This is a genomic window from Fibrisoma montanum (assembly GCF_003583365.1).
In the GTDB taxonomy this organism is placed as follows: domain Bacteria; phylum Bacteroidota; class Bacteroidia; order Cytophagales; family Spirosomataceae; genus Fibrisoma; species Fibrisoma montanum.
Window position 1 is genome coordinate 259,530 of sequence record NZ_QXED01000007.1, and the last position, 16,588, is coordinate 276,117.

Genomic DNA, 16,588 nt, shown 5'->3' on the forward strand with positions numbered 1-16,588 from the left:
TCAGCGTATCCTCTGCACCTCTGCGTTTAAATAAACGATTAAACTCTTTTTACTTGACCTTAACCGCAACTTTTGCCCTGATCGATTCATTCGTTCCAGGATCTTAGCCCTTTCAGGATGCGTAGCCCGTCGATCTGCTTTTTCGAGTTCGTGGCTGACCAGGTTCCAGCCAAGCCAGATGGCATAGGCCAGTAGGGCCACGGTGGCCAATCCCCGGTAAAACCGCATGGGTAAGCGCCGAATCGTCGTTTCGAGCGTCGTCTGGGGTTCCAGCCGGTGCCAGTTCTTAATCAGCAGCGCCCGCTTCTCGGCCTCCGGGTGCGTAGGCTCAACCGGGGGGTCGAGGGCGTTGTACCAGGCCTCAACCAGCGCCCGTTCTTCGTCGGTGGCCTGACCATTCTGGTAGTTGGTCAGCAGCGCCAGTAACGTTTCCTTGTCCATCTGGGAATCGGGTCAGGCAGGCCCCTCCTGCCAGCCTTCATATAGCCTGACGGACAACTCGGAAAATACCCTAATGGACGGTCGTTAAGGATTCGTTAAGACTACTCCAAGCTCCTTCAGGGGTTTGGGGTGATGATAGGATCTCCCTTTCTTCACAGCGGCCTTCCCGACAGCCGGAGCGCGTCGAACAATTGCGGAGCGTACTGCTCACTGACCGGAATGGCCGTTCCACTCAGGACGATCTGCTGCCTGCGAATGACCTCAATCCGGTTGCAGTCGACAATGAACGAACGATGGATGCGCATGAAGCGCGGGGGCGGCAGCCGCTCCTCCATCGCTTTGAGCGTCATGCGGGTCAGGATCGGGCGGACCTGGCTGGTGGTGAAAATCTTGACGTAGTCTTTCAGCCCTTCAACGTAGCGAACCGTATCGACCTGTACGCGCACCAGCGAATAATCCGCGTTCACGAAAAAATCGTCGACGGCTGAAGCGGCCGACGTACTGACCGCGGGCGGGGCTTCGGGCTGATTCAGGGCCTGCCGGGCTTTCTGAACGGCCTGTATGAACCGGGTAAACGCGACGGGTTTAAGCAGGTAATCCAGTACGTTGAGGTCGTAGCCGGCCAGGGCGTACTGTTCATAGGCCGTGACCAGAATAACCAGCGGCCGGTGCGTTAGTCCCTCCAGCAGTTGAGTGCCCGTCAGGCCGGGCATCTGTACGTCGAGGAACATCAGCTCGATCGGCGTTCCGTTGTCGGCTTCCTGCTGGAGCGTTTCGAGCGCATCGAAGGCATCGTCGCACGTACGGACCAGTTCCAGCCCGGGCACTTTCCGGATGTTGTCGGCCAGCAAGGCCAGGGCCAGGGGTTCATCGTCAACGGCAATGCAGCGAATGGATTTCATGAGGAGTCAGCGAAGTTTGAGCAGCAGGGATACTTCATACCAGCCCCCCGCCCGGCTGGTTTCGAGGTAATGGTCAGGATACAGCAGTTTCAGCCGTCGCTGCACGTTTTTCAGGCCGATGCCCGACCCGACCAGCGTTCCACCCGAGGGCGCTTCAGCCACCGCCGACAACCGGCCCGATGGGCTTTGCCGCGCGTTGCCGGCCGAAACGGGTTCGGTGGTATCGGGTACCGGCGAATCGGCGACCTTATTCCGGACGTTGAACCACAGCATCGCGCCCATCATCCGCAGCCGGATTTCGACCACGGCGGGCGACCCGGCCATGTGGATGTGCCGCCCCGTCCCGTGTTTAAACGCGTTTTCGACAAACGGAATCAGCAGCATCGGCTCGATACCCATGGCCGGATTCAGGCCTTCGACCTGGTACTGCACCTGCACTTTATGCCCCAGCCGGAGCTTTTCGAGGTTGATAAAATCTTCGAGGTAGCTGACTTCGCGCTCGATGGGCACCCGTTCCCCGTCGGAGTCGTAGAGCATGTAGCGCATCAGCCCCGCCAGTTGGATCGTAACGGGCTCGACCGATTCGGGCCGCAACCGCGCCAGCGATACGATGCTGTTCAGGATGTTGAACAAAAAGTGCGGGCTGATCTGCGACCGCAGAAACGCCAGTTCGGATTTCAGCCGCTCGTTTTCCTGCTCTTTCTGATCCTGCTGCCGTTGGTGATAGTCGTTCAGCACTTTGTAGGTAGTACTGATCGACAGCACAAAAACGGCCGGAATGATCGACGCCAGCATCATCCGGTAATGAATCTGCATGAGTCCATTCCGGAGCAGCTGAAACCCGAACGAAAGGCCGACTATCAACACCAGACAACCAACTACAACGAACAGGTAATTCCGCATACCCCGCTTGTCGAGAATGCGCGGAATGAACACGTACACGTTGAGGTAAAACAGCCCGACCGTCAGCAGATTAAACAGAACGGGATAAGCCGGTGAGTAGAGCGACAGGTCTGCGGGAGGATCAGGGGGGCGGATGCTCACGAAAACAGGCAGCACCACGAAGGCCGCCCAGAACAGCAGGAGCAGCAGACGTCGGCCCGTTCGGGGCAACCGGAATGAGTGCAGAACAGTCATACGTTTACCTAACGATTCCAGGACAGAATCCTGCCGTTAACACAGCAAAAGTGCGACCAAATCCCCGAATGTGTCGATGAGCCGGCCCACCCGCGCGATTGTTCAGGTTGGGACTTTGTGACTTTTGTGCAAACACCTGCGATCAGATTCTGAACCTGACCGCTCCACCACCCAGTACGGCGTGGGGGCCAGATCACCGCAGGCTGGTTTCTCGTTTGATCAGCGACAGGGCTTTTTCCAGGTCGAGGTCCTCCCGGTGGGCGATGGCGTCCGGGGTGTATTCAACGGGAAAATCAGGCATAACGCCGTGGCCGTCGACGGGGTTACGCGAGGGCGTGACCAGCCGCATCCACGGAAACTGCAGCACGATGTTGGAGTTGGGCAGGGTAAGTTTCTGATTCGTGCCCCCTCCGCAGCCTAGTTCGGTACCGCCCGTTTCGCGACCGATGAACACCGTTCGCGGACGAGCCACCCGCAGCGCAGCCGCGAAGTTGGCACCGTTCGAGAACGTACCGCCGTCGATCAGGACGTACAGATTCCCCCGAAACCGGTCGTGGCGGGCAACACGCTGGTAACCCGTGATGCGGCCGACTTCTTTCCGAAAATCGAAGTAATACCATTGCCCGATCCGGCGACTGGGACCGAACGTAGCGAAGTAGCTGCGGGTCAGGTCAGAATCAAACTGGTCTTTAAAGCGGTTTTTTCCGGGATTAGGTACTTTCGCGATGACACGCTGGAGAAACACATACGACGTATCGGCGAGGTACGACAGCAGGTTGTTGATGATGCGCACATCCCCGCCGTGGTTCCGCCGGATGTCGAGAATCAGGTGGCGGACGCCTTTGCGGGTCAGGGTCCGGAACGCTTCGCGGTAATATTCTTCGTCGTTGTATTCCAGCGCGTTCACCGTCAGTACGGCCGTCAGGGAATCGTTCAGCAGGCGCAGGTTCAGGTAACTCCGTTTGTGCGCTTCCTCTTTTTCGCGGGCCAGGGCTTTTTCTTCCTCATCGGTGAGTTTACGCGCCGGCTCATCGGTTTTTTTGGGCTCTTCGGGTTTGGGCTTTGCCGCAACGGTCAGGGTCCGACGCGTACCGTTGGGAGTCAGCACGCTCAGGGTGTACGGTCCCGGCCAGCGGTACACCCACCAGCAAACATCCTCAAAAACGTCGTATTCGTTCAGAAAGAACTCTTTCCAGGTCTGATTATAGCCGTCGCCGTTCCACGTATTCAGCCCGGTTCTGATGATCTCGGCGATGGGAACGCCATTGATCGACAGCAGTTCGGAGCCGATGGCCAGCGTTGAATCGGTCGACGTATTGGCCACGACCCAGGCCCGGCCTTTGCGAACGAACACATCAAACGGCAGATGAACCAGCCGGGGGCGGTTGCCGGCCGATTTATAGTCCTCGCTGTGTTCCAGTTGGGTGTGACCACAGCGGATGCGGCAGATCAGCGGGTACAGCCGGTTGATGAACTCCTGCTCAGTCAGCGGCTGATTGAGCGACGCCAGGGTCTGGTTGAAAGCCGCGTTCATAGAGTCCCGGGGTGTATACCAGTACAGACTCGGGTGCAGCTCTTCGAGAGCGGCCCGCATGAGCCTGAAATCGGCCCGCAAGTCCTTCACCGAAAGCTTTCGATTCGGATTATACCCTTTCAGGAATTGAGCCGCCAGTTGGTTACTGGCCAGCAGGCATAAAAGCAGATAGACGTATGGCTTCACGACAAACACCTTTCCAGCCGAACAGCCGACCGGTTTTAATCCCGGCAACTCAGTTTGCCGGTACGTTAGCGTTCTCTTTAAACGGCACCTCCCCTACCGGCGGCCGGTATGGCTGGAATGGCATCTTCAGCAACCCACCGATGTGCGAATGCTCATGCGGCTCGGGGTGCGTATCAATACCGTATTGTATGGCGTTGCTGGGCATCTCGTGATACGTCCCGAACAGCCGGTCCCAATATGGGAAAATATTGCCGTAGTTGGTGTTCGTCACCGGCAGAACGTAGTGGTGGTGCACATGGTGCATGTTCGGCGTAACGATCACCAGCCCCAGCACCCTGTCGAGCCAGCGGGGCAGTTCAATATTGGCGTGGTTAAACTGCGACAGAATTACCGACAGCGACTGGTACAGAAACACCAGCCACATCGGCGCACCCGTTACCAGCACGGCCAGGACCGTGAACACGAACCGGATCACGCTCTCGCCGGGATGGTGGCGGTTGGCGGTGGTCGTGTCGACGTACGTATCAGTATGGTGAATCAGGTGAAAGCGCCACAGAAATTTGACGCTATGCTCGGTCCAGTGGGGCAGCCAGGCCCCGATCAGGTCCAGCACCAACAGCCCCACAATCGCTTCGGCCCACAACGGCAACTGCGCCCATGGCAGCAGACCGACGCCGTTCCGTACGGCCCAGTCGCTGGTCTGGAGCAGCATAAACGCCAGCACAAAGTTGATTACGATGGTCGTCAGCGTAAAGAATAGGTTGATGCCCGCATGGTGCCATTTCTGGTAACTGAAGCGAAACAGCGGCACGGCACTTTCGACCAGCCAGAAGAGCGTGATGCCCCCCACCAGAATCAGGCTTCGGTGCGATGATGGAATGTGCTCAAAGTAATTAACCAAACGCTCCATGGCTTTCTTTGAAACAGACTATTTGTTCTTACACTATTACAAATATAACGTCTGGATACCAAAGGTGTTTCACGCCGACCCAGTTTATCACGTCGTTTACTGCCCGATGCGGGAAGATCGGTATCCGTTTCAATTCGACAGGTAGGGATGATTGATCGGTGGGTTGTGATGAAGCGTTCAGGACAGAAAGCCCGGTTACTCTGGTAAGACAGTAACCCGCCCTGAACAGTTGCTACCGGCTTTCGCCATTTTGCCGCTGCCAGACAAAACAGGCCGGGTCCGCGCCCTGTCGTTGAACAAAGCTAAAGAACATCGAAGACAGCGCCCGACCTCCGCAGTTGGTCTCGACTTTGACGATGATTTTTGGCGAATCCTTCAGAATGGAATCCGGTACAACAACAGTCTCCGTCCCGACCAGGATTTTCTCCGGGAGAGCCGCCAGGTTGCTGTTCATCGACGTATCGGGCTGGGTAAACACCGACCAGGTAAACTGACTGGGGTCCGGCTGGGCGGTTTCGCCGGATGCAATCAGCGTCAGCCCGCGACTGGGGTCATAACAACTGTTCTGCGCCGAAACCCGTTCGACCGGCGTACACGTGGGTAGTTCATCATTAAGCGTACAGCCTGCGAGACCCGTACAGATCAAAAAGACGCCGAAGAAACCCGGCTGATGCTGAAGCCTGAACATACCGTTGAGTCAGTGATGATTCCGAAGTAACAAAATACACGCCATAGTTACCCGGATTTCTCTATAAATTCGATCATATAACCTTGTTATAGCAGTTTTACCCCAAACCGGTACGCCGGATCGCCCTGAAGGGCTTAGCGCTGCTCGGCCAGAATACGTGAAATCAGCAGCGCTAAACCCTTCAGGGCGATCCGGCGTGCCGGTTTGGGGTAGTGTCCGCGAAAGGCACGCTATCGCCTTTTTAATCATTCTCAAATCAGTACAGGCTAGTTTGCGACGGTTCAAAATGACCTGCCCTCAATCACATCCGCATAGACAGGCCATCCGGGCAGAACCGGGTTCGAGCGTATGCGTTGTTGTAGACCCGTTTACCGTGTAGCGCAGAGTCAGGGTACGCCCGTCCGGAGACAACTCCCCGCGGACGTCCGCGGGCATGTCAATAAATCCCGCGCCGTTGAAGGTATAGTAGCTCGCTTTGACGGCGAAGGTCTGGTTTCGATCAATGCGCAGGGAAGGCATCAGGATATACGAACAGCATATGCCATTCAGCCGGTACCCATTTTGGTAGGGCGCCAACTCAACGCAACCATCCGACCACGTATCCGTCGGCAACACCTCAGTCTGTGACGAACAGCCGACAGCAAACGTGCAACAAGCAAGCAAGAACAGAACAATGGGTTTCATGGTTACAGCTACATACGGGATACTGCTATGACCCCGATAGCAGCCCAACCGTTGGAACACGCAGCCGGTACGTTTCACCGGGGCCGCGTTTTATTAGTACAGCAAAGGCCAAAACGAAGCTGGTATTGTAGCTCAACTAACCGGCATTCAGAGTTTCCCCTCGCAGGCTACCAGCGTGCGATTGTCAGGCGCTGATTTCCAGCTGATTTTTCTTTTTCAGTATAAGCGCACTGACCAGGGCGACGACAAGGCCAATGGGTAGGACTTCGGAATAAGTGATCAGAACGACAAAGAGCGGACTCCTGTACATTTCTTTAAAATTTTGCATTTCCTGGGTTTTGGCCGCCAGTTCAGCGGCATCGTTCCGGGCCGTTTCGCTCAGTACGTGCGGTATGTATTTGTCCAGATAGTCGGGCACAAACAGATAGTAGTAAAACAGCCACACCACTACGTACATCGTCGACCCGATCAGCGCAATCAGGGCCCCCGTTCTGAAGGCTTTGCCAAACGTGATGACTCCATTAAGCTGCTTGTTCCGGTAGTCTCTGACACCGAAGAAGATAATCGAAAAAATTACGACCATAGCGGCATAGCCGACCAGATCGTTGCTTTGAAAATCGGGGTTGGTGTAACATAGGTTAACCATGTAGACCATGTTTACGCACAGGATTGTGCCCAGCACCAACCCAAAAATCAATACGGTTCGCTTCATATCTGTACCTGGTTTTGTTTGCGACAAACCTACCATCCACCAAGGCCGAAGCGCTCATACTTTAGTATGAAATCCGTCCGCCGGACCGACTCCGATACTAAAGTATGAGCGCTTCTAGGCGGTGAGCTTCAACCGCTTGGCTTTTTCAATGGCCTGCGTTCTGCTTTTTACGTCCATTTTCACGAAAAGACTGGAAACGTGCGTCTTCACCGTGCTTATCGACAGACACAGGTTGTCGGCTATTTCGGCATTGCTGAGCCCCTTCGTCAATAGCTGCAACACTTCATATTCGCGGTTGCTCAGGTTCAGCTTTTTCAGCTCTGTCTCGTTTACGCTGAACTCCTCTACCGGCTGAACGTACACCGCCTTTTCGACTATCACCGTCCGGATCGCAGGCCTGCCCAGTTGCGTAGCCACCCACACGCCCAGTATGGTAAAGAAAACGGCGATAAGCCCAACGTAAATGTCCAGCGAATGATCGACGATTAAGAACTTCCATTGCAGCCATTTCAACGCAAACACCAAAATTGCCATGAGTAAGCCATACAGGAGACTATGGCGGGCTTTGTACAGTAGCGGCATTACCAATCGATCCAATTTTACTACAACTGCTCAATACAACGAAGCTTAACAACGCTTGTCCATCAGACATTTTTGTCATCCTGACCATAGGATCTGGATGACAAAGACGGGTTCTTATGACTCAAATGCTTATCTGTAATTTACGTTAATTTACTGAAAAGAATCGTGCTTGGTCAGCAGTCGAATACAAACCAGCAGAGGTAATTTCTCAACCGCTGGTCATCCAGAACCAGGTCACGAATGGCATCCGGAAGCTGGTCCCGCTGCCATTGGCACTCCGTTAGCCCCGCGGTTTCCGTCTCATCGGCGGCCACCGATGCCATTACCGCTCGGATGGCGTAGGCAGCCGCCCCGAGTTCATGGGCCGCTACGTGAGCCACCGCCACGGCCTGGCCGGCAGCCAGGGCAGCAAACTTAGCCGCGTCGGGCATTCCTTTGGCCGCAGCATTGGCCGCAAAAGCCGCCTGGTGCGCCTGTTTCATGGGTATCTCGCCGTTTACCCACGCGCGTGTCAGTTCGATGGCCTTCCGGGGGCGCTTATCGTCGGCATTGGCTTGTTCAAACAAGTACAGTACATGTTCGGCGCATGTAGCCGCCCACAAAGCCAGCAACTGATGATGGGCATCGGTTAACGTACCCCCACGCCGTATGGTTATGAATCGCGGATCTCTTTCCTTGGGTAAAATCATGGTTTTTTTTGAGGAGCTACCGGTTGTGCGCGTTGTGATGGCGGAACAACTAAACAAAAAAGCTTAATCAAACATAAATGTTCAATTAAGCCCTGCCGTCCCATTGATGAGAACGCTCCTATCAACGGTTCGTTGCTTTCTTTTTCGATTTAGCTGATGCTTTAGATATTTTGTTATAGGCAAGACATACATCCATAAAGTACTCAAATTCAGTTCGTTTTCTAAACCCTTCTGGTTTTATGTAGCAGTATCCTTTATACTCCTTGCCTTTCATCAGCATTGTTTCGTAACCTTCTTTTTCCGCAAGTTCTTCCTGCAATTTTGAATCGAACCGTAGCATTAGATTTTCACCACGTATACAAATGCAAGTTTTACCGTTTACCATAAAATTCAGCACGGCAAACATTTCTTTTTCCTCAATTTCTATCTCAGGTATTTCAGCAAGATACTCTCTAACTTTGTCTGCCAGATTGCTATCGTAAGACATACGTAAAATTACTTTTGCGAATGAAGTCCAATCGTATTCCCTTCCGTATCAATAAGTATTGAAATAAATCCAAACGCTCCGATTGACATTTTAGACTTAATAATTTTTCCACCTGCTTTTTCAACTCTGGCTTCTTCGGTAATACAATCATCGGAAGCAAAATAAACTATTGTATTGTTGCCATTTTCAAGCCTATCTTCTTTTTCAACCAATGCACCTGAAATGTTCACGCTTTCATGGTTAAATGGAAAAAGTGCTTGTTTCCCCCATTCAATTGGTAAGTCAACAAGCTGTGTGTTGAACACCGTTTCATAAAATTTTTTTGCTCGATCTAAGTTAGATACGTAGATGTCAAACCAACTAACTGGATTTACAATTTTCATTTGTAACTTATGTTGAGACCTGTTGCAACATCGCAATGCAAAGGTGCAACAGGTTATACGCCTAAAATTGTAAAAATGGGACACGGCTACTCCTTGGCCTCAAAAATCAACGACATTTTTAAGTGGTCGCCGTAAAATTCTTTAGGCGTCAATCCCGTTAATTCTTTAAAATCTTTAATAAAATGGGCTTGGTCGAAATAATCGTTTTCGTAAGCCAGATCAGTAAGGCTCGTAACTTTTTTAGTTAATAAACTTTTGAGTGCGGCTTGTAGTCTTATAGTTTTAGAAAGCTGTTTCGGGCTTAAACCAATGGCTGATGAGAATTTACGAACCAATTGTCGGCGGTTAATATTAGTTTGTCTGGAAAGCTCATTAACAGAAAGTTGGCCGTTAGCGGTTAAGATAGTTTCAACGGTAGATATAACAATACGGTCAACGACTTCTGCATTAGTTAATCGGTTAACTAAAAAGGTTTCGATATAATTTATTCTTTCTGAAGTAGAGCTGGCGTTTAAAATCTTCTGTTCAATTTCCAGTCCGTCTTTCCCGAATAATTTTTCTAATGCAACGGCTTCATTTTCCATCTCTTTTATGGGAATGGTTGTAAAAGGCAAAAACCCGTTTGGGTGAAAGCAAACAAAAAATGTTCCTGTTTCACCGGTCGGTTCTACTTCATAAGGCCGGGTCAATTGTCCGATTAAAAAACACCTTGGTAAGGTTATACAACTTCCATTTTCGGGATGATGGTTATAGGGATCGCCATAGTGAAAAATCAATTTCATACAGCCGTCTGGCACAATGGTGTTCCTCACGGGTGTTTTTCCCTTCGGGCTTTCCAATGTCCAATAGCATTTGACGAAAGTTGCCAAGTCACTATCTGGTTTAAAAATTTCATGTTTCATTGGGCTGTCATTTATATAGGGCATCTGTTTTCTGCGACCGTTGCCGTTCATCAACTTTGCAAAGTCGGGGTTTTGAAGAATGTCCTATAATCGATGCAGCTAGCCGAAGATTGCACGCTAATCTGCATGATACAAAATCCATCTCAGGCGCTGGCCGGTACGTTTACGCCTTCATTAGTGCCCATCCGCCAAATGGTTTTACGGTTCCCGTAGTGGGACTTCCATCCTTGTCTTTCGTAACGGCGATCGTAGTCACCATCACACGTCCGTCGCGAACGGCCTGCTCGATTTGGTCTGTAATTTCTGGAAGCGGGACTTTCAGCCGACCGCTGGCCGGTGCGTTGGTCTGTCCGGCATAGCTGCCCATATCCAGATAAAGAAACCGTTCTGTTGACGGTCCCTGAATGAGTGGCCCATGCAACACCAGTCGGCCGTCTTTGTTCTCTTTTACCGGAAGCGACAGGTTGAATACAAGATCACCCGAATCAGCCAGTTGTTTATGCAGGGTTTCGTAGCTGTTGCCACTTCCTTTCTGCACACCATACAGCATACCAACGGCTGGCTTTTCGAGAATGATCCTGATGGCAAGGGTGTAGTCTGGCATTGGGGTTTGGGGGAAGGGCTTTCGTAACGCACAATGGTTTGGCACTTGCCGAAGTAACGAAAGTCCATGCTCCTGCTGGTTGGCACGCCTTCCGTCGTTAACTAGTTTGTGGTTGAAGTTAGCACCTGGCCATTATTTTGGCAAACCAGTGTTAGCGGTAATTCGAATCATGGTTTTTTAATTCTTCGTCCATTAATCCACATCACATATGCCACCAATAAATCCGCCTATCCCTTCAAATATATCACCGAAGTCTAACCAGGAAGCATCAATATCAAAGTCGGCGGAATCAAATATGTCGGAACCTGTCGATAATGAAAGTCCGTGCAACATTTCGGCTTTCATTTCAACATAATCACACAGCTCACTTGTGCGTTGATGATACTGGTCAAAATCTGCATGTGAGGAAAAGGTACTCATGCCCCAACAGGAAAAATCCATTCCATCATACCACTTACTTTTATTGTGGGCGGTCTTTACTTCTTCAGGTTGGTAATACTGCTTCTTACCATACTCCTTGACGAGTATCCTTCCAATGTCGGTTATATACTCCTTTTTGTTCTCTGGCGCAGGTGTGCAACTTATACTCATATCGTATCATCAACCGTACTGTGTGCGGGAATAACTTACCGCTAAGGTCGAACGTGTCGCTGTCGGTGGTGGCATTCATCGCACTACGGCTTCACGCTTGCACTAATGTAATGTAGAATTGCCTGCTGATGTTCAAAACTTGTTCGCTTGCCACCGTTGCCGCATAACGCGGTTGTGTGCTGTACATCATTTCCGGCATGCTACCGCTTCTAAATTCCAGCAGTAAGCCAGTTTGCGAAATCCGAAATTGTATAAACCAGTTCGTCTGGTTGACTGTCGTTCAACTTTTTGGCTATTACGTCAAGCCACCGCCACAACCTACCTGGCACCAAACCCACTTCCCTTTCCGGGCCTGCCTCTCCGGCTCAGCGGTACGTAAGTACTCGACCAGGTCGGTGATTTTACTTCAAATACAATGTAAACCGAAATAATTATTCTTTAGGAGCATAATTATCCCAATAGTCTCTCGGGGTCAATATACGTGTGTATTCAAACTCGGTCATCGCGAAGTCAAGCATGTTCCCTGTCGTCAAGAAGTCTGCTGCACTTACCGCTGCCAGCTCTAAAAATTTATTATCACTTGTATCCGTCAAAACGTCTACTTTCCTGTCTGTTTTGTAAAAAGTTGAGATTTCGCGCATTTTGTTCAGTACCACTTCTGCTTTCGCTTTGAAGTTGGCAAAGCGGGCAAATTTTTCCCTATTCAATACTTCGATATACTCGGCAAAAACTTCGTCTGAAAGACAAGTTTCAACTTTTTTGGTTAAGACTAATTCGTACAAGATCCTGGTCGGAATAGAATTTGAAATCAGTGCCGAAACAATAACGTTCGTATCAAGAATGACTTTTTGCATCCCTTACGGCTTTAATTTCAGCATTTATTTCGTCCATGGTCATTTTAGATAGACCGACTTGTTCGGCTATTTCATTGCATTCTAAAAGTGCCTTTCGTGCATATTCACGACTTATTGTTTCTACCAGATCAGTGAATTTGATTTCACCACTTCCCAAATTATACTTTTGGAAATCGGTTTCGCTTACTTTTATCTGAACGGTTCGCATAGTCTTGTTTCAGTTAGGTAGTTCGTTTTGACTAGCTTAGCCAACTCCCAAATATACGCAAGTTTTGCCTCTCGCTTTTAACAAACCAAATTTGCTCAATAGCTTGACACCTTCCCCGACAAGTACTTGTCTAACAAGCAGTTATTCATAACCCCAACTAAACAACACGAATCCGCCGTTTATTAAAAACGGCGGATTCGCAAACTGACAACCCACAACCTGCCAAACCCCCAAACTCACTTCCCTTTCCTTGCCTGCTTCTCCGGCTCGGCGATACGTAGATACGCCACCAGGTCGGTGATTTCGCTGTCGGTCAGGGCGTCGAACAGGCCGGACGGCATCATCGATACCGGCGTCACTTCCCGCGACTGGATGTTCGATTTGTTGATCATCACTGCGTCCTGCCCCACGACACGGAGGGTCAACTGCCGCTCGTTTTCGCCCGTTACGTTGCCGGAGTACGTTCGGCCGTCGCGGGTCGTCACGACCACCATCTTGTAATCATCCTGGATTTCGCCACTCGGGTTCAGGACGTTGAACAGGAGGTAGTCGAGGTTCGCGCGGTTGGAGCCGGTGAGGTCCGGGCCGATGATGCCGCCCTCGCCGAACATCTTGTGGCAGGGACCGCAGGTACGCTGGAAAACAATACGTCCTTTGCCAGGGCTGGCTTCGGCCACGGCTTTGTCGGTCAGCAGGCGCTGGTATTTCCTGTACGCCTTCTCGTCCATCCCGCTTTGCTCAATGGGTCCCCACACCTCCACGAAGCCGCTGCCCACCACGCGCAGCAGTTGCCGGGCCGCGTAGGTCGGTACGTCCCGCTTCGGAATGCGGCTGTCCTTCAGCGCCTGGGTCAGCAGCCAGCCGTATTTCGGGCGGGAGGCCATCGTCTGTACCGCCAGTAGCTTTTCCGCGGAGGTAAAGGTTGGGTATCGCGTAATGAGCAGCTTTCCCAGCGCGTCGCTGTCGTAGCCCGCAATGGCCCGAATGGCGTCGCTACGTAGCGCAGATTCGTTGAGCAGATTGGGCAGTTCCGTGGCCAGCTCGGGCCGCTTCCGGTTGGCAATCGTCAGGAGGGCCTGACGGCGCTGCTCAATCGGCGCGTTTCGGTTTTTCAGCGTAGCAAGCAGCTTCTGGCTCACTTCCGTGTCGCCGAACTGCTGCGCAATGTCGGTGCTGATTTTTGCTACGTTTGGACCGCTCTGCCTGAGTCTCGCGTAAACGGCCGGCCAGTTTGCCGGGGCGGTCAGGTCATACCGGCCTTCGAGTCCGTCGCGGAGGCCTTCGAGCACGGCGACCGAGGGTTTGGCAGCTTTGCCGATGGCCGTTACCAGCAGCTTCACCTGATCGGCATCCACCGTCCGACGGGCGATGAATGTTGCCACCAGCGGAAGTTTGCTGTTCATGGCCAGCGCCAGCGCCCGATCCGGATTCTCCTTAACCATCGGCTCCACACCGAACCAGATCATTTTAGGCAGGTTATGGTCGTTCGTGTCTTCACCGTGGGTTAGCAGCCCCTCGGCAATTTTCCACCGCGATTCGCCCTGAATGCGCTGCAGGGTCGACGCCAGGTACAACCGCACGACCGGCGAAGTATCCTCCCGGGCCATCCGGCCAAAGGCCGCCAGGGCTTCGGCTGAGGGCGATCGGTCTTCGCACAGGCACTGAATGGCCCACGCCCGCACGTACGGATCGGCGTCGGTCAGTGCCTGCTGCAGCGATGCGGGAGTAAAGCCGTTCGTTACGTGCAGCGCCCACATCGCCCGGAGCCGCCAGTCGGGGTTGGTGGCCGTCTGGAACAGCGTCCGGAGCTGCTCATGCGTCTGTTTGTCCAGTTTACCGTTGGCCGCCCGGGCTTGCAGAATCACGCGGGCGCGTCGGGCGTGCCAGTCACTTTTGCTCGTCTGCAGATCGACCAGTTGGCGGTCAGCCATTTTGGTCAGATCGGCGTACCGGCCTTCCCAGTTCTGCGCCAGCGACTGCGTCGGCATGATCCGGAAAATACGGCCGGTTTCGCCGTTCAGCACCTCCTTGCCGCAAATATCAGCGTCGTGCCAGTCGAGTACGTACAACCCGCCGTCCGGCCCGACTTCCATGCTGAAACCGACCCACTGCGCATTGTTGGCCTGCAGAAAATCGTCGCCGTGGTGCCCGACGTAGCCCGAGCCCTTAGGTTCCAGAATGTCCGACAGCACGGCGTGTTCGTGGATATTGGCCATAAACACGCGGCCCTGGTGTTCGGCCGGAAACGCGTCGGACTGATACACCCGTGCCCCCCCGTGAGCCGACCGGTGGCTATGGTCGGCAATAGTCCTGATGTCGCTGTAGACGTAGGGGTTGAAATGCTGACCGCCCTGCCGGTGATAAATGCCGCCCGGAATAACGTGCCAGAGGTGCGGAATCACGCAGGCGCTGATCACGAGCTGACCCTTGGCGTTATAGTCGATGCCCCAGGGATTGCTGAAGCCGTGCGCCACCACCTCGAACCGGTCCTTGATGGGGTGGTACCGCCAGACGCCCCCGTTAATGTCGACGCCTTCGCCCTGCAGAATATCCTCCGGAAACGGGTCCTTGTGTTTGTAGAGCTTGCCCTTGCCCTTGGGCTTCCGGACTTTCGACGGTGTGGCAAAGCCCTGGAGACCGTAGAGCCAGCCGTCGGGTCCCCAATGGAAGCTGTTCAGGGTTTCGTGGCGGTCGCGGATACCCCAGCCGGTTAGCCGCACCTCTATGTCATTTTTATCCGCTACGTCGTCGCCGTTCCGGTCAGGCACGAAAAGCAGGTTGGGTGGTGCCCCCAGGAACAGACCATCGAAGCCCACGGCCAGAGCCGCCGGAAACGGAATGCTGTCCAGAAAGACCTTTTTACTGTCGGCCACGCCATCGTGGTTCGTATCTTCCAGAATGAGGATGCGGCTGTTCCCGGCGTTGGAGAACCCATGCCCGCGCGATTCGTAGTCGCGGTTTTCGGCTACCCAGAGCCGCCCACGATCGTCCCAGCAGAAGGCCATCGGCTGCGTCATCATCGGCTCCGACGCCCAGACGTTCGCCTTGAAGCCACTCGGCAGGGTCATGCTGGCCACGGCGTCTTCGGGCGTGAGGAATTTGGCCTGCAATGCTTCCTGCTGCGCGATTCCCCACAGGGCCGCGGTTGAATACGTCGAATTGTCGCCGGTGAACTCGCCCCAGGTTTTGTTCAGCTCTACGTCGTTGAGGGTGCCCGTATAGACCACAATCTGGTGACGAATCACTTCCGTATCACCGGCCTTGATGGTCCAGTTCTCCTTACGGGCACGGGCGGGTCCAATACCAAGCTGGCTGTCTACCCGCCAGTAGTTGGGGTACCCTTTGTTTTGGGGATGGTCAAAAATGGCAATATGGGCCAGGTCGTTACGTCCCTCGACCTGCATACCCACATCAACCCACATGGCGCGTTGCCCTTCGGCTCGTTCATTGCGTTGGCGGGCGGCATTGATCACCTCCCCCTTGATCCCCTCGCGCCAGGGCATCCGCAGAAACAGGCCGCCGTAGTCGTACTTGCCGATGGTTACGTCGGTTTTTGCTTCGCCGTTCCATTCCAGATCGAGGAGGTATTTTCCCTGCTGCTCACGCATCGACCAGGTCTGGGTTTCGGTCAGCACCGCCTTACCCGTCGAATCGAGCAGGTCGTAAACGGTCTGCCATTTTACCTCCGGTCCGCTCGCTTTGATGATCTTCGCCGATACCCGTCGCCAGTAGTCGCCCTGCGGATGGTGGAAATAATCACGGCCGTTCACGCGGGTGAAGCCCCAGTACAGACCGGTCTGGTGCTTGTGGTGACCGGGGCTGTATTCGGTCAGCAGCCCTTTGCCGTCGGGGGCTACGATGGGGTGCAGATACGGCCGGAAATCAGCTTTGGCGTTCTGGGTGACGATCGGTTCCTTTCCGCCCGTGCGGAAGACCGAAATGGTGCCCGCTTTTTCGTCCTGAACCAGCCGCAGGGCGGGCTTCGGACCGGGCCTGGGCGCTGTGGTTCGTTGAGAAATCCAGCCGAGGCTGACAATCACCACGGACAGAACAAACAGAATAGGTTTCATGAGCAGGGCGGTTTAGGCAGGGTT

The 16,588-nt window shown here is 53.3% G+C and carries 18 protein-coding genes; all 18 read right to left on the reverse strand.

Annotated features, from left to right (window positions below; all coding sequences use genetic code 11):
• Positions 1-441 (reverse strand): hypothetical protein, encoded by a 441-nt coding sequence (locus DYU11_RS23605; protein WP_119670189.1) that lies wholly within the window; start codon positions 439-441, stop codon positions 1-3.
• A 152-nt stretch (positions 442-593) separates the two neighbouring features.
• On the reverse strand, positions 594-1,343 hold the full coding sequence (locus DYU11_RS23610; protein ID WP_119670190.1) for a LytR/AlgR family response regulator transcription factor: 750 nt from the start codon (positions 1,341-1,343) through the stop codon (positions 594-596).
• A gap of 6 nt (positions 1,344-1,349) precedes the next feature.
• Entirely contained in the window at positions 1,350-2,480 is a 1,131-nt protein-coding gene (locus DYU11_RS23615) for a sensor histidine kinase (protein ID WP_119670191.1), read from the reverse strand.
• 193 nt (positions 2,481-2,673) lie between these two features.
• Positions 2,674-4,200 carry a S41 family peptidase gene (locus DYU11_RS23620; protein WP_147368022.1) on the reverse strand — a complete coding sequence of 509 codons (1,527 nt, stop codon included), beginning with the start codon at positions 4,198-4,200 and terminating at the stop codon, positions 2,674-2,676.
• 49 nt (positions 4,201-4,249) lie between these two features.
• Positions 4,250-5,110, reverse strand: a complete 861-nt coding sequence (locus DYU11_RS23625) for a sterol desaturase family protein (RefSeq protein WP_119670193.1) — start codon at positions 5,108-5,110, stop codon at positions 4,250-4,252.
• Between the two features lie 232 nt (positions 5,111-5,342).
• The gene (locus tag DYU11_RS23630; RefSeq protein ID WP_119670194.1) at positions 5,343-5,798 is read right to left on the reverse strand and encodes a hypothetical protein; all 456 of its coding nucleotides are present in this window, start codon (positions 5,796-5,798) and stop codon (positions 5,343-5,345) included.
• 297 nt (positions 5,799-6,095) lie between these two features.
• Positions 6,096-6,482, reverse strand: a complete 387-nt coding sequence (locus DYU11_RS33070) for a hypothetical protein (RefSeq protein ID WP_147368023.1) — start codon at positions 6,480-6,482, stop codon at positions 6,096-6,098.
• Positions 6,483-6,666: 184 nt separating this feature from the next.
• Complete coding sequence (locus tag DYU11_RS23635; RefSeq protein WP_119670195.1) at positions 6,667-7,194, reverse strand: DUF4199 domain-containing protein; 528 nt, start codon at positions 7,192-7,194, stop codon at positions 6,667-6,669.
• A gap of 114 nt (positions 7,195-7,308) precedes the next feature.
• Positions 7,309-7,776, reverse strand: coding sequence for a helix-turn-helix transcriptional regulator (locus DYU11_RS23640; protein ID WP_119670196.1), 468 nt, complete (start codon positions 7,774-7,776; stop codon positions 7,309-7,311).
• Positions 7,777-7,949: 173 nt separating this feature from the next.
• Complete coding sequence (locus DYU11_RS23645) at positions 7,950-8,465, reverse strand: putative immunity protein (RefSeq protein ID WP_119670197.1); 516 nt, start codon at positions 8,463-8,465, stop codon at positions 7,950-7,952.
• A 121-nt stretch (positions 8,466-8,586) separates the two neighbouring features.
• Positions 8,587-8,952 carry a TfoX/Sxy family protein gene (locus DYU11_RS23650; protein WP_119670198.1) on the reverse strand — a complete coding sequence of 122 codons (366 nt, stop codon included), beginning with the start codon at positions 8,950-8,952 and terminating at the stop codon, positions 8,587-8,589.
• Positions 8,953-8,960: 8 nt separating this feature from the next.
• Positions 8,961-9,335 carry a VOC family protein gene (locus tag DYU11_RS23655; RefSeq protein ID WP_119670199.1) on the reverse strand — a complete coding sequence of 125 codons (375 nt, stop codon included), beginning with the start codon at positions 9,333-9,335 and terminating at the stop codon, positions 8,961-8,963.
• An 86-nt stretch (positions 9,336-9,421) separates the two neighbouring features.
• Positions 9,422-10,288, reverse strand: a complete 867-nt coding sequence (locus DYU11_RS23660) for a helix-turn-helix transcriptional regulator (RefSeq protein ID WP_229365995.1) — start codon at positions 10,286-10,288, stop codon at positions 9,422-9,424.
• Positions 10,289-10,400: 112 nt separating this feature from the next.
• The gene (locus DYU11_RS23665; protein WP_119670200.1) at positions 10,401-10,841 is read right to left on the reverse strand and encodes a DUF5990 family protein; all 441 of its coding nucleotides are present in this window, start codon (positions 10,839-10,841) and stop codon (positions 10,401-10,403) included.
• Between the two features lie 192 nt (positions 10,842-11,033).
• The gene (locus tag DYU11_RS23670) at positions 11,034-11,432 is read right to left on the reverse strand and encodes a DUF6559 family protein (RefSeq protein WP_119670201.1); all 399 of its coding nucleotides are present in this window, start codon (positions 11,430-11,432) and stop codon (positions 11,034-11,036) included.
• A gap of 431 nt (positions 11,433-11,863) precedes the next feature.
• A complete protein-coding gene (locus DYU11_RS23675) occupies positions 11,864-12,286 on the reverse strand; it encodes a putative toxin-antitoxin system toxin component, PIN family (RefSeq protein WP_119670202.1) in 423 nt (140 codons plus the stop codon).
• Positions 12,267-12,494 carry a hypothetical protein gene (locus DYU11_RS23680; protein WP_119670203.1) on the reverse strand — a complete coding sequence of 76 codons (228 nt, stop codon included), beginning with the start codon at positions 12,492-12,494 and terminating at the stop codon, positions 12,267-12,269. The genes DYU11_RS23675 and DYU11_RS23680 overlap by 20 nt, the downstream gene beginning before the upstream one ends.
• 236 nt (positions 12,495-12,730) lie before the next feature.
• A complete protein-coding gene (locus DYU11_RS23685; protein ID WP_119670204.1) occupies positions 12,731-16,564 on the reverse strand; it encodes a PVC-type heme-binding CxxCH protein in 3,834 nt (1,277 codons plus the stop codon).
• Positions 16,565-16,588: the final 24 nt, after the last annotated feature.

Excerpts from the sequence above, each read along its gene's own strand:
- DYU11_RS23635 (WP_119670195.1), bottom strand. The coding sequence starts at position 7,194 with ATGAAGCGAACCGTATTGATTTTTGGGTTGGTGCTGGGCACAATCCTG.
- DYU11_RS23685 (WP_119670204.1), bottom strand. The coding sequence starts at position 16,564 with ATGAAACCTATTCTGTTTGTTCTGTCCGTGGTGATTGTCAGCCTCGGC.
- DYU11_RS23645 (WP_119670197.1), bottom strand. The coding sequence starts at position 8,465 with ATGATTTTACCCAAGGAAAGAGATCCGCGATTCATAACCATACGGCGT.
- DYU11_RS23630 (WP_119670194.1), bottom strand. The coding sequence starts at position 5,798 with ATGTTCAGGCTTCAGCATCAGCCGGGTTTCTTCGGCGTCTTTTTGATC.
- DYU11_RS23625 (WP_119670193.1), bottom strand. The coding sequence starts at position 5,110 with ATGGAGCGTTTGGTTAATTACTTTGAGCACATTCCATCATCGCACCGA.
- DYU11_RS23660 (WP_229365995.1), bottom strand. The coding sequence starts at position 10,288 with ATGAACGGCAACGGTCGCAGAAAACAGATGCCCTATATAAATGACAGC.
- DYU11_RS23615 (WP_119670191.1), bottom strand. The coding sequence starts at position 2,480 with ATGACTGTTCTGCACTCATTCCGGTTGCCCCGAACGGGCCGACGTCTG.
- DYU11_RS23670 (WP_119670201.1), bottom strand. The coding sequence starts at position 11,432 with ATGAGTATAAGTTGCACACCTGCGCCAGAGAACAAAAAGGAGTATATA.
- DYU11_RS23675 (WP_119670202.1), bottom strand. The coding sequence starts at position 12,286 with ATGCAAAAAGTCATTCTTGATACGAACGTTATTGTTTCGGCACTGATT.
- DYU11_RS23680 (WP_119670203.1), bottom strand. The coding sequence starts at position 12,494 with ATGCGAACCGTTCAGATAAAAGTAAGCGAAACCGATTTCCAAAAGTAT.
- DYU11_RS23665 (WP_119670200.1), bottom strand. The coding sequence starts at position 10,841 with ATGCCAGACTACACCCTTGCCATCAGGATCATTCTCGAAAAGCCAGCC.
- DYU11_RS23650 (WP_119670198.1), bottom strand. The coding sequence starts at position 8,952 with ATGTCTTACGATAGCAATCTGGCAGACAAAGTTAGAGAGTATCTTGCT.
- DYU11_RS23610 (WP_119670190.1), bottom strand. The coding sequence starts at position 1,343 with ATGAAATCCATTCGCTGCATTGCCGTTGACGATGAACCCCTGGCCCTG.
- DYU11_RS33070 (WP_147368023.1), bottom strand. The coding sequence starts at position 6,482 with ATGAAACCCATTGTTCTGTTCTTGCTTGCTTGTTGCACGTTTGCTGTC.
- DYU11_RS23605 (WP_119670189.1), bottom strand. The coding sequence starts at position 441 with ATGGACAAGGAAACGTTACTGGCGCTGCTGACCAACTACCAGAATGGT.
- DYU11_RS23655 (WP_119670199.1), bottom strand. The coding sequence starts at position 9,335 with ATGAAAATTGTAAATCCAGTTAGTTGGTTTGACATCTACGTATCTAAC.
- DYU11_RS23640 (WP_119670196.1), bottom strand. The coding sequence starts at position 7,776 with ATGCCGCTACTGTACAAAGCCCGCCATAGTCTCCTGTATGGCTTACTC.